This is a genomic window from Pedobacter sp. KACC 23697 (assembly GCF_045348445.1).
Classification (GTDB): domain Bacteria; phylum Bacteroidota; class Bacteroidia; order Sphingobacteriales; family Sphingobacteriaceae; genus Pedobacter.
The window spans coordinates 4,924,673-4,936,435 of record NZ_CP157485.1; the positions used below are offsets into that span (position 1 = coordinate 4,924,673).

Consider the following 11,763-nt stretch of genomic DNA (forward strand, 5'->3'; position numbering starts at 1 on the left):
ACGAAAAAATTAGTTATACAATAATTTTTGTATTGTCCATGTTTTGGATTTTATCCGGAGCAGGTTGAGTTTGTTCACGGTCAGAATATGGTTAGCCAACCTATGATACCTGCAAATTCTAAAAATCGAAACACTAAATAATCGCGTATTCTTTCGATTAATTACGAATATGCTTTAGAATGTTTCTAAATAAATGTTTTATCGCTGTTTTGTCATAATCGTTTATAAATTAAACTCATAATTAGATACTTTTGCAAGAAATTTAGATATAAATCCTAATCAAATGAGTGGTTTCGGAAATGCATTTTCTTCATCAATAGGGAAGAAATTCATCATGGGTATTACAGGTTTGTTCCTGATACTTTTTTTAATAGTACACTGCGGTATTAATGCTTTGATTTTTATTAACGACGGTGGCTTAACATTTAACGTAGGCGCACATTTTATGGCCACCAACTGGATTATCCGGGCTGGCGAGATTGTGTTGTTTATTGGCTTGCTTGCACACATTTTTCAGGCTTTACGCTTAACCTTGGAAAATCAGAAAGCACGTCCGGTTAAGTATGCTGTAAATGACGGGAAGGCAAATAGTAAATGGTACAGCCGTTCTATGGGCTTGCTAGGTACGCTTTTGCTGATTTTTTTGGTCGTTCACTTAAAAGATTTTTGGGTAGTTTCCCGTTTTACAGGTATTCCAACAGTTGACGCGAACGGGCATGAAGATCTTTATGCGGTAATGAAAGAAAAATTCCAGGATCCGGTAAGGGTTGCTGTGTATATTCTGGCTATGTTTTCTTTATGCTACCACTTATTGCATGGGTTTGCTTCGGCATTCCAGACTATGGGATGGAACCACTCAAAATATAACGGTATCATTAAAGGTGCAGGCGTTTGGTATTCGATTATTATTTCGATCCTTTTCGCGGCCATGCCGATTGCAGTTTATTTCGGTCTTATTCAATAATTTTTAGCACAAAAGATATATGTCAGATATTAATTCAAATATTCCAGAAGGTGAATTAACCAGCAAATGGACAAAATATAAGTCTTCTGTGCCTTTGGTTAACCCATCGAACAAAAGAACTATTGAGGTGATCATCGTAGGTTCAGGTTTAGCGGGTGCTTCGGCAGCGGCTACTTTGGCTGAGATGGGTTACAAGGTAAAATGTTTTTGCTTCCAGGATTCACCGCGTAGAGCACATTCCATTGCTGCTCAGGGTGGTATCAATGCAGCAAAAAACTATCAGAATGATGGTGATAGTGTTTATCGCCTTTTCTACGATACGATTAAAGGTGGCGATTACCGCGCCCGCGAAGCCAATGTGCATCGTTTGGCCGAAGTAAGTGCCAACATTATAGATCAGTGTGTAGCACAAGGTGTGCCTTTGGCACGTGAGTATGGTGGCTTGTTAGATAACCGCTCATTTGGTGGTACCCAGGTTCAACGTACCTTCTATGCTGCCGGTCAAACTGGTCAGCAATTATTATTAGGTGCATATTCTGCTTTAGAACGTCAGATTGGTATGGGTAAAGTAGAAATGTATACCCGCCACGAAATGCTTGAGGTGGTTAAAATTGATGGTAAAGCACGCGGTATCATTGCCCGTAACTTAATTACCGGAGAAATCGAGCGTCACTTCGGTCACGCCGTTGTATTAGGAACAGGTGGTTACGGTAACGTATTCTATCTTTCTACCAATGCAATGGGAAGTAATGTAACGGCTGCGTGGAAAGCGCACAAACAAGGTGCTTATTTTGCAAACCCTTGTTATACGCAGATCCACCCAACCTGTATCCCGGTTTCCGGCGATCACCAGTCTAAATTAACCCTGATGTCTGAATCGTTGCGTAACGATGGACGTATCTGGGTGCCTAAAAAGAAAGATGACAACCGTAAAGCTTCAGAAATTCCTGAAGATGAAAGAGATTATTACTTAGAACGCCGTTACCCTGCTTTTGGTAACCTGGTTCCCCGTGATGTGGCCTCCCGTGCGGCGAAAGAGCGTTGCGATGCCGGTTATGGTGTTGGTGCTTCTAAGCTGGCTGTTTATCTGGATTTTAAAGCCAATACCGAACGTTACGGAAAAATTGAAGCTGCTAAAGCCGGTAACCACAATCCGGATAAAGAAACCTGCATGCGTTTAGGTACTGCGGTAATTAAGGAAAAATATGGTAACCTCTTCGATATGTATGCGCAGATTACCGGCGAAAATCCTTATGAAACGCCAATGCGTATTTATCCGGCGGTTCACTACACCATGGGCGGTTTATGGGTTGATTATAACCTGATGACTTCTGTACCTGGTTTGTATTGTACCGGTGAGGCTAACTTCTCAGATCATGGTGCTAACCGTTTAGGTGCATCTGCTTTAATGCAGGGTTTAGCTGATGGTTACTTCGTGCTACCTTACACTATTGGCGCTTATTTATCAAAAGAAATTTCAGTAAAAGCAATTCCAACTGATCACCCTGCTTTTGTAGAAGCTGAAGCCAGAGCAGTAAGCATTTTAAATACCCTGGTTAATATTAAGGGGACCAAGTCGGTAGATCATTTCCATAAACGTTTAGGCCACATTATGTGGGAGAAATGCGGTATGGCCCGTAACGAAAAAGGTTTAAAAGAAGCCATTCAGGAAATCAGGGCATTACGTGCCGAATTCTGGAGTGATGTTCGTGTACCTGGAGCTGTTAATGAGCTTAATCCTGAACTGGAAAAAGCAGGCCGCGTGGCTGATTTTATCGAACTGGGCGAGTTGATGTGCATTGATGCTTTAAACCGTAACGAAAGTTGTGGTGGTCACTTCCGCGAAGAGTATCAGACAGAAGAAGGTGAAGCCTTACGTGATGATGAGAACTATGCTTACGTAGCCGCCTGGGAATTTAAAGAAGGTGTAAACTTCGAACTTCACAAGGAAGAATTGAAGTTTGAAAATATTAAAGTTGCACAAAGAAGTTATAAATAGTGACGCGTATAGCGTTCAGCGTAACGCGGTTAATCGCCAAACGCTAAACGCAACCCGCTAACCTAAAACCTCAATATCATGAGTACAGGAAATATGAACTTAACGCTAAAAGTTTGGCGTCAAAAAAATAACAATACCAAAGGTGCTTTGGTAGATTATAAATTGGCCGATATTTCACCGGATATGTCTTTCTTAGAGATGTTCGATGTATTAAACGAACAATTGATTAACAAAGGTGAAGAACCGGTTGTATTCGACCATGATTGCCGTGAAGGGATTTGCGGAATGTGTTCAATGTTTATCAATGGCCGTCCGCACGGACCAAAAGATTTGGTTACCACCTGCCAGTTGCATATGCGCTCTTTCAAAGATGGCGATACCATAGTTGTTGAGCCCTGGAGGGCAGCTGCTTTTCCGGTAGTAAAAGATTTAACCGTAGATCGTTCTGCATTTGACAGGGTTATTGCTGCCGGAGGTTTTATTTCGGTAAACACAGGTAATGCACAAGATGCCAACAATTTGCCAATCCCTAAAATGCAGGCTGATGCGGCTTTCGAAGCGGCTGCCTGTATTGGTTGTGGTGCTTGTGTGGCAACTTGTAAAAATGCTTCGGCAATGTTATTTGTATCGGCAAAGATCTCTCAGTTGGCTTTATTGCCACAAGGTCAGCCAGAGCGTTACCGCAGGGTGCAAAGCATGGTTGCACAAATGGATGCTGAGGGTTTTGGTAACTGTACCAATACAGGTGCTTGCGAAGCAGAATGCCCTAAAGGAATCTCTTTAGAAAACATCGCTCGTATGAACCGCGATTTTGCGTCTGCAAAATTTGTTTCAGAAGAAACCGTTTAAAAATATACTGTGTACCTGGTGTAACCACCAGGATTTAAGCCTCCACCTAGTGGGGGCTTTTTAGTTTACTGTAAGAAGCTTGTTAGCCGTAAAATAATGCTGCCGTGGCGTTAAACATACTGGTGTAATTTTCAATACTTTGTAAGTGTTGGCAAATGGTTAAAGTAATGCTTGTTTAAACAATTGCCGGCTATTATGAAAACATATGAAACATTAAATTTTAAAAGCGAAAGCTTGTATAATAAATCATCTTCAAAATAAAAGTTTGCGAAAGTTGTAATAATCTTATGTGTGCATATTAAATTTTTACGTATTTGGAAATTTTATTCTGCAATATTTGCATATATCTTAAAGATTTTTTAAATTTAGTCTTCCGAGACAGGAGAGAAAACACAAAACCCCGGCAAATTTGCTGGGGTTTTGTGTTTGGGAAAATATTAAAAATAATTATGAGTGCATTTTAAAATTAACATTATATGGTATCTCACGCGTACGGGTACTCCATTGTGCAAAGCAGGTTCCCATCTTGGTGATTTTCTCAGTATCCTTAAAGCTTCAGCATCTGTTTCTGGAGAAAGACTTCTGGTGGTCTGAATGTCGGTTAAAGTACCATTTTTTTCTACTATAAAATTAGCGAATACTTTGCCTTCAATGTTGTTTTTCTTGGCAATCTCCGGGTATTTAAGCGCTTGTTTTATAAAAGCATAGAATTTTTTAATTTCATCCGGATATGCTGGTTGCTTCTGAATGGAAACAAAATAATATACTTTGTTGGAACTGTTTTGTGCTTTTGCTAAATTAAGATACACGGGGCGGCCCACTAGGGCTAAAAAGATCAGCTTTCACATCATTTTTTATTAAACGACTTAAGATTTAGTTTTGCTTGGTTGCTGCTTTTTTAGTCGTAATCATTATCACCCCATTTTTGCCTTTATCGCCGTATAGTTTTTGTGCGCTGGCGTCTTTTAGTACTACTACGGATTTTATGGATTGTTCATTTACATTAGGGTCGGTAACTTCTTTTCCATCCACAATGTATAGTGGCTTTGCTTTATCATCGAAGTCTCTATTTAGGAGATATCTCCTGATTACGGGAGTTTCACTATCGGGTAGAGGACGTGCTTTAAATCCTGATACATTTCCCGGCAGTTTAAGATCTGCGGTATCTATGGCTTTGCGTTTAAACAGGTTAGTGCCAACACCATTATTTTTGGTTTCAATTTCTATCACCCCTGCAATACCATCATTTCCATATTTTGCAATAGCGAGGCTATCTTTCAAAATATTAACTGCTTTAATCTGACCAGGGTTAATTTCAGATAAGGATGCCGTACCCCGTGTATATTGTTTGTTCCCATCAATTACAATTAACAGATCTGAACCTAATGTAGAATTCCCTCTGATGGTAGTTTTTGATGTGCCTTTACTATCTGTCTTTTGCGCAAAAACGGCTAAACTAAAGCTCATCACTATGCTAAATATGATTATGTTTTTCATATTGAATTTGGCTGGATTTTTTTGAAGGGAAAAAAACAGTCTTTTTATTTATCATAAGCTTTTGGGCTAAGTGGACTAAAAACATTGCTTTTTGAACTTTTACTGGTCACTAAAATTACTCCACCCTTGGCTTTTGGTCCATATAGATTCATTGCCGTTTGATCTTTTAATACTTCAACTGATTCGATACTGTTTGGGTTTATTGTATTCAATTGACTGTTGTCTGCTAATTTAACGCCATCTAAAATAATTAAAGGATCTAGATCTGTCCCCTCTTTTAATCTGATCCGATCGTTAGAAATACTGCTTGTTTTATTCTCTTTTACGGGGTCGTTAAGCTTAAAATTAATGTTGATATTATATTTTACCCTTACAGCTAAGCCATTTTGGATGCCCGGGTTCCATTTTGGCGATTCTTCTAAAACCCTTATGGCTTCTTCATCTGTACCACTTCCTAAACTACGTGTAATCTGAATATCTGACAGCGAACCATCTTTTTCTACAACAAAACTAAGGAAAACCTTACCTTGAACATTTTTATCCTGCGCCATCTTTGGATATTTGATCGTGCTGCCCACATATTGATAAAACTTGGTGATTCCGCCCGGAAATTCTGGTTGTTTCTCAATCGAAACAAAATCGTATACTTTGTCGGTAATTTCGGATTTACCATTGCTGATTCCGTTCTCATTATTTTTGGGAAGATAAGATATGATATTAATCTTATTCAGATTTACGTAATCTGCCGCTTTAGGCAACAGTTTATGCTTAAACGCTGCTGAAGATTCCGGAATGCTAAAACTTACGGTTAAGGCATATTTGCCATCAGCTATTACTTTGAATCCTTTGTAGGTTAAAATTGCCTTCATTACCTCTTCGTCGCAGCCGGCTCCTAATTTTATATTTGATGTAATACGGGTAACCTTTCCGCCCTGTAAATTAAACTTGATCTGGGTATTGCCCTGAATTTGATTGCTGTTGGCTGCTTTTGGATATTTGATGTTTTGTGCTAAAAACTGATAAAATCCTTTCCAGTTCGAATCTGTTTTGCCATCAACCGAAATTTTAGGAGGAATAATGGTATTCTCAGGTGAGGTAACCATATTTTCAACCATTTCTATTGGCTTATCCATCGGGATTTGATCGGTAATGGACAACAATTTCTCATTTTTACGTACAGTAGCTGATGCCAGTACAATGAGAAGTGCAAATAGCGGGATAAAGATTCCATACTTCACAATAGCGATCTTTTTAGACCGCTCTTTGTGAAGCATGAAAATTCTTTTTTTGATTAAGGATTTTTCTAAAAAGCCGTTAGTTAAGGTATTTGGTGAAATACCAAAAGACTTACTGAGTAACAACATGGCATATTCAGCCTTATCTCCCTGAAATTCGGCGGCAAGTTCATCAGCCAAATACTCGTGGATATTTTTAATGGCTTTCTTATAAAGATAAATTACCGGGTTTAACCAGGTAATAATGCCTATAATTTCGAAAAACAGAATATCCAGGGTATGCCATTGTTTGATATGTGCTTCTTCATGAATATCAATCACATCCATTTGCGGTAATTCATGATCAATTACTTTGTTTCCAAAAAAAGAAAAAGCTGAACCGGCCTTACTTACAGTAATGAGTTTTTTAACAGCGAATAAGTTAAATATGAACCTACCTAAAAAGAACACCATTCCTGTGCAGTAGATATACACAAATGCATTTCCCCAGTTAACACCATCATTGCGTTCTGTTACAATGGATGCTTGTGCCAATACGGCTTCCCAGTTAACCGATGTGTAAACTTGTTGCGCCGCCCGCTGTTCTGTTAACCATTCTAAACGGATAAATGGTGTGCATAAAGATAAAACTCCTGCGGTTACTAAGTAAATGCGGTTTAAGGTAAAGTAGGTTTCCTTATCTAACAGTAATCTGTAAAAACCAAAAAAAACGATTAAGTATAAGTTTACCTGTAACAGGTAGTGGGCAAAACTCATTTTGGCTTGTGTTTAATCTGATTAATCATTTTTAAAATCTCATCAACATCACTTAAATCCAGTTTTTCTTCTTTAACAAAGAATGAGAACATACTCTCTACAGAGTTTTCGAAGTAATTGCCTAACAGTTTTTCTGTAGCATGGCGTTTATATTCTTCCCTGCTGATTAAGGGATGGTACTGGTGAGCCTTTCCGAAAGCTTCGTGACCGATAAAACCTTTGGTTTCTAAAATTCTAATGATTGTTGATACGGTATTGTATGCCGGTTTGGGGAGGGGGAGTTCCTGAATAACTTCTTTAACAAATGCTTTCTCCAATTGCCATAAAACCTGCATAATCTGCTCTTCCGCTTTGGTTAAATCTTTAATTTCCATAATAGTTAATAATAATAAGGATGATGGCAAATTGATTGCCTTAACTAAAGTTAAAACTAATTGGTTAGTTATCCAAATTTTATCTGATAATTATTGAAAATAAATAAGATCGTGCTTTTGTGCCGTTTTTAGGGGTTTTTATTGGCACAGTGGTAATAAAATAATAGTGTATATGTGGCAGTAAATCAGCGACTTGATTGCTTTTTAGATTAAATGTTGATCAGGTTGTTTTTGATGCCATATACCACTAACCCGGTGCGGGATTTAATATTTAACTTGGCAAAAAGAGATTCCCTATAGTTGTCAACAGTTCTGGGGCTCACGTTCATCAGATCGGCAATTTCCTTATAAGTAAGTTCTGTACTGCAATATTGTAAAAAAGTAAGTTCTCTGGCAGAAAATGTTGGTTTAACATCTCCGTCTTTTAAAGCGACTAAAAGCCTGCCTGATACGAGTTCATTTACATAAAACCCTTTATTTACAATCACCTTAATCGCCGTCAATAAATCAGATGGTGTAGATTCCTTGAGCATGTAACCTCCGGCACCCGCTTTGAGCATCCCGATGATTGCTTTTTCGTCCTCAAGCATGCTGAGCGCAAGTACATGAACGTTCGGATAGTTGGCTTTAACCCATTTAGTCGAGGCAAAACCATCCATTACGGGCATGTTAATATCCATTAAAATAAGCTGAACTCCGGGATGCTGATTGATTTTAGTTTGAAGATCAATGCCGTTCATGGCTTCGAACATCACTTCTATTTCATCAAATTCTTCTAATAAACTCGCTAATCCAGAGCGGAAGAGCGTGTGGTCATCAACAATTGCAATAGAAATATCAGGGTGCTGCATAAATTAAGGATAGGGGATTTCAATTGAAATAGACGTGCCTTCGCCAGGAGTCGAATTTAGTACTAATTTTCCATTGATCATCTCCATTCTTTTGTAAATAGAATTTAGGCCCATCCCCGATTTTTTAGTCTTCATTTCACCTGGGTCAAATCCTACACCATTCTCAGCTACCCTTAAATATAAAACATTTTTCTCAAGATAGGTATTTATATCTATCTGTTTTGCCTGAGCATGTTTTATAATATTATTAATGATTTCCTGCAACAAACGCAGAATGATCAAATCTTTATCAGGGGATGTGATCTGCAAATCTACCAATTGGTTATTCACTTTTAGTTCATATGTTCCTGCCTTGTTAAGCCAGTTAATTTCCTGATCTATGGCATGGCCAATGCCATGCTCTACCAGTTGTTCGCCATGTAATAGCTTTGCCAGCTCCCTTAACTCTTTAATGGATTTGTTAACAAGTGCTAAGGAATTGTCGATTTTCTTTTTGGCCTTCTCTCCGTCATTTAAATTTACAGAGTTTAACGTCAGGGTGGTAAGACTGAGCAGCTGGCCAACATTATCATGTAATTCGGTAGCAATACTTTGCATGGTCTGGTCTTGTACTTCCACACGTGTCTGAAGCATCTCAGACTCAAATTGCTGCTGCATATTCTGTTTTTCCAGAAAATGATTCTTTTTATGCCGATTGTAAGATCTGATGTATAAAATCAAAAATACGGGCACAAGCAGGAATATCAGCGTTGCTGTGGCAACTAAGAGTGCAATTTTCGTTGTTTCATTCTGCATATAAAGGAATATAGCCAACAGCTATATAAGATAAGGTTTAATATGATATAAATGCAATATCTCAGGGTAGCAAAGCCGATGAGTTTAACGGTAAATAATCCATCAAAAATATTCGACATTGTACTTCCGAAATAATAAAACAAAACACCTGTAACCCACCAAAATTCAGGATGTGTTTGAATCTCAATAAAGTTTTCATCTTTTAACAGCAAGTAGTAATAGTAAAGGCAAAAAAAAGTGAAAATTACAGACATTACAGTAATTGTAACTGTGTTTAAATGCGAAAAGGATTGAGTAGTTAAAAAGAAAATGTAGGTAAGTATTATAGTACCCAAACCTATAATAAATATAGGCTTGGGATTAACATATTTTTTTAGACAATGGTAAAGACCATATAATATGGCGCTGATTTCAAAAATAATATAGATATTGAATAACCATAAATTATGTATTCCCCTTATGGCCAGATAAGCTGCAGCCTCCTCTGTAACCAGCGCAATAGCCAAATAGCAGGTAATTACTTTTCCGAAAGCATTTTTATCTTTCCATATAATAGCGAGTGCTGCTATAAAGCAAATCACCTCTGCTATAAATATGGGCGATAGATATCTTATCATTATAAAGCTGCCCCATTGCATTGATCAGGACAGCCCTGCCCGCGATTTCCAATATTGTACAAATCATCTTTGTGATCATCATCTCCATTGCCGTTACCCACAGTTGGTGTAGTTGGTACCAATAATAAAGTATTTCTACCTTCGTATGATTTAGGAACACCTTCGATTGCTCCTTCTAAATATTGTGCGAAATAAATTCTTAATCCATCATATTTGCCTTCGCTAATTGATTTTGCGATCTCCAAAATCTGTTCAGCCGGAAACCATACTGCCTTTGTGTAAGATTCTGAAGAAGTCATACCATCTTTAGCATAGGCAACAACCATAGCTTTTGCAACCTTCGGGTCGATAGGTTCCATATTTAATTTTTTGCTCATAAAATTTGAAGTGTTTGTTTGTAAAAGTCTAAAAATCGATAATAATTAATGATCTATCAAGAGGTATTTGCAAATAAAATACCGTAAAAATACCTTTTAATTTAGGGCGTTTTATGCTCATCTCATATTGTGCCCGGCCACTATTTTTGGTATACAATAGCAATGAATAGTTTGTTGTTGTAAATATTGAATGCTGTCTATCTTATAAAAATAAACATTTTGGACTGATGTCAAAATAAGTCCGTTTTTGGTAAATCTTAATTATTAGAAACTATTTAATTCTCTCAAAAAATGATAAATAATATCCTGTTACAGGAAAATCATAGCACAATTAGTGAAAGGGAAGTCGAAATTGTACACCTGTTATCAATGGGTTATAACAGTAAAGAAATTGGCTCAATGCTTTTTATCAGCGAGCACACCGTTAATACGCACCGAAGAAATATGGTAAGAAAGCTGGACCTTAAAAATTCTTATCAATTAATTGTATGGGCGTTTAAAGAAAGAATATTATCTCTATAAGAGTTAAAAATACATATAACCTCTCAGTCTAAACAACAAAGCCTGCTATTTGATACTAAAGTCAAATCAGCAGGCTTTTATTTGTGGGTATGTTTATTTGGGCAATGACTTTTATTCATTAAGTGCGATTACTTTATGCTCTTTTTGGTTACAATGAAATAGCCAATGATGAAAAGAGCTGAAGCATAAATTAAACTTGTCCATATTTCCTGGGTAAAAACAGGAATAGCTAATGGATCAGCGCCTTTTTTTAATTTGGTTATTTTTAAAGCCAGTGTGGGCAAAGAATAGGGAATCAGGTAAGCGTATTTCCAGCCTACATTGGCGGTAATAATCCCCATGATAGTGCCAACAAAGCCAATCCCCATTGGTTTAAGGAAATCGCTCCATAGCAAACTCAATATAAATTGGAGGGATAAAATGCCTAAAGAAGCTAAAAATAATTTACTATAAGAGTTAATTAGAATATGTAATGGGTTATACTGATTAAAATTAAATTTAGGAACCAATGCCTGTAATAAATGTCCGGATGCATAAGTAAGCGTGGCAAATAAGAATAGGCAAATCAATATTAAGAATATAGCATATAAGTATTTTGCAGCATAAATTGAAAATTTATTGAGGGGTTGGGCAAATAACATTTTCCATGTATCGTTTTTGTGTTCGATATTATTGACCGAAAAGGCCATAAATATAACATAGAAAGGCATTATTAAGAATCCCATTACACCTAGTGCTGCGCCGCTGTAATGTGCCCATAATAGCATCGGAGGGTAATGGTTAGCCATGATTTTTTCAGCATCGTAATAAAAACCAGCGCTGATTAAACCACAAATAATGAGGGGTAATAATATGGCCGCCCAAAAGGCCAAGGTTTTTCTTGATTTGTAATATTCTGATATTAAGGAAATGTAAAGAGCGCGCATG

12 protein-coding genes are annotated in these 11,763 nt (G+C 37.4%); 4 read left to right on the top strand and 8 right to left on the bottom strand.

What is annotated here, in order from left to right; genetic code table 11:
* The first annotated feature begins 283 nt into the window (after positions 1–283).
* The 3 genes from ABEG20_RS20060 to ABEG20_RS20070 all read left to right on the top strand — a co-directional run bounded on the left by ABEG20_RS20060 (position 284) and on the right by ABEG20_RS20070 (position 3,812).
* Positions 284–964: a succinate dehydrogenase cytochrome b subunit gene (locus tag ABEG20_RS20060; RefSeq protein ID WP_406825002.1), complete on the top strand. Its 681-nt coding sequence runs from the start codon at positions 284–286 to the stop codon at positions 962–964.
* Between the two features lie 19 nt (positions 965–983).
* Entirely contained in the window at positions 984–2,963 is a 1,980-nt protein-coding gene (locus ABEG20_RS20065; RefSeq protein WP_406825003.1) for a fumarate reductase/succinate dehydrogenase flavoprotein subunit, read from the top strand.
* Positions 2,964–3,041: 78 nt separating this feature from the next.
* A complete protein-coding gene (locus tag ABEG20_RS20070; RefSeq protein WP_205059332.1) occupies positions 3,042–3,812 on the top strand; it encodes a succinate dehydrogenase/fumarate reductase iron-sulfur subunit in 771 nt (256 codons plus the stop codon).
* Between the two features lie 437 nt (positions 3,813–4,249).
* On the opposite strand, the gene ABEG20_RS20075 is transcribed toward ABEG20_RS20070, so the two are convergent.
* The 7 genes from ABEG20_RS20075 to ABEG20_RS20105 form a co-directional block, all read right to left on the bottom strand.
* Complete coding sequence (locus ABEG20_RS20075; RefSeq protein WP_406825004.1) at positions 4,250–4,621, bottom strand: energy transducer TonB; 372 nt, start codon at positions 4,619–4,621, stop codon at positions 4,250–4,252.
* Between the two features lie 64 nt (positions 4,622–4,685).
* Positions 4,686–5,309 (bottom strand): TonB-dependent receptor plug domain-containing protein, encoded by a 624-nt coding sequence (locus ABEG20_RS20080; protein WP_406825005.1) that lies wholly within the window; start codon positions 5,307–5,309, stop codon positions 4,686–4,688.
* A gap of 44 nt (positions 5,310–5,353) precedes the next feature.
* Entirely contained in the window at positions 5,354–7,300 is a 1,947-nt protein-coding gene (locus tag ABEG20_RS20085; protein ID WP_406825006.1) for a TonB family protein, read from the bottom strand.
* Entirely contained in the window at positions 7,297–7,674 is a 378-nt protein-coding gene (locus ABEG20_RS20090; protein WP_406825007.1) for a BlaI/MecI/CopY family transcriptional regulator, read from the bottom strand. Before ABEG20_RS20090 ends, ABEG20_RS20085 begins: the two co-directional genes overlap by 4 nt.
* 209 nt (positions 7,675–7,883) lie before the next feature.
* Positions 7,884–8,525 (bottom strand): response regulator, encoded by a 642-nt coding sequence (locus ABEG20_RS20095; RefSeq protein WP_406825008.1) that lies wholly within the window; start codon positions 8,523–8,525, stop codon positions 7,884–7,886.
* A 3-nt stretch (positions 8,526–8,528) separates the two neighbouring features.
* Positions 8,529–9,320 (bottom strand): sensor histidine kinase, encoded by a 792-nt coding sequence (locus ABEG20_RS20100; RefSeq protein WP_406825009.1) that lies wholly within the window; start codon positions 9,318–9,320, stop codon positions 8,529–8,531.
* A 616-nt stretch (positions 9,321–9,936) separates the two neighbouring features.
* The gene (locus tag ABEG20_RS20105; RefSeq protein ID WP_406825010.1) at positions 9,937–10,314 is read right to left on the bottom strand and encodes a hypothetical protein; all 378 of its coding nucleotides are present in this window, start codon (positions 10,312–10,314) and stop codon (positions 9,937–9,939) included.
* A 291-nt stretch (positions 10,315–10,605) separates the two neighbouring features.
* On the opposite strand from ABEG20_RS20105, the gene ABEG20_RS20110 reads away from it, so the two are divergent.
* The gene (locus tag ABEG20_RS20110; RefSeq protein WP_406825011.1) at positions 10,606–10,836 is read left to right on the top strand and encodes a response regulator transcription factor; all 231 of its coding nucleotides are present in this window, start codon (positions 10,606–10,608) and stop codon (positions 10,834–10,836) included.
* 128 nt (positions 10,837–10,964) lie between these two features.
* On the opposite strand, the gene ABEG20_RS20115 is transcribed toward ABEG20_RS20110, so the two are convergent.
* Positions 10,965–11,762: an ABC transporter permease gene (locus ABEG20_RS20115; protein ID WP_406825012.1), complete on the bottom strand. Its 798-nt coding sequence runs from the start codon at positions 11,760–11,762 to the stop codon at positions 10,965–10,967.
* Position 11,763: the final 1 nt, after the last annotated feature.

What these genes read in the sequence shown, in the direction of transcription:
- ABEG20_RS20060 (WP_406825002.1), top strand. Translation starts at nt 284, where the DNA reads ATGAGTGGTTTCGGAAATGCATTTTCTTCATCAATAGGGAAGAAATTC.
- ABEG20_RS20065 (WP_406825003.1), top strand. Translation starts at nt 984, where the DNA reads ATGTCAGATATTAATTCAAATATTCCAGAAGGTGAATTAACCAGCAAA.
- ABEG20_RS20070 (WP_205059332.1), top strand. Translation starts at nt 3,042, where the DNA reads ATGAGTACAGGAAATATGAACTTAACGCTAAAAGTTTGGCGTCAAAAA.
- ABEG20_RS20080 (WP_406825005.1), bottom strand. Translation starts at nt 5,309, where the DNA reads ATGAAAAACATAATCATATTTAGCATAGTGATGAGCTTTAGTTTAGCC.
- ABEG20_RS20085 (WP_406825006.1), bottom strand. Translation starts at nt 7,300, where the DNA reads ATGAGTTTTGCCCACTACCTGTTACAGGTAAACTTATACTTAATCGTT.
- ABEG20_RS20090 (WP_406825007.1), bottom strand. Translation starts at nt 7,674, where the DNA reads ATGGAAATTAAAGATTTAACCAAAGCGGAAGAGCAGATTATGCAGGTT.
- ABEG20_RS20095 (WP_406825008.1), bottom strand. Translation starts at nt 8,525, where the DNA reads ATGCAGCACCCTGATATTTCTATTGCAATTGTTGATGACCACACGCTC.
- ABEG20_RS20100 (WP_406825009.1), bottom strand. Translation starts at nt 9,320, where the DNA reads ATGCAGAATGAAACAACGAAAATTGCACTCTTAGTTGCCACAGCAACG.
- ABEG20_RS20105 (WP_406825010.1), bottom strand. Translation starts at nt 10,314, where the DNA reads ATGAGCAAAAAATTAAATATGGAACCTATCGACCCGAAGGTTGCAAAA.
- ABEG20_RS20110 (WP_406825011.1), top strand. Translation starts at nt 10,606, where the DNA reads ATGATAAATAATATCCTGTTACAGGAAAATCATAGCACAATTAGTGAA.
- ABEG20_RS20115 (WP_406825012.1), bottom strand. Translation starts at nt 11,762, where the DNA reads ATGCGCGCTCTTTACATTTCCTTAATATCAGAATATTACAAATCAAGA.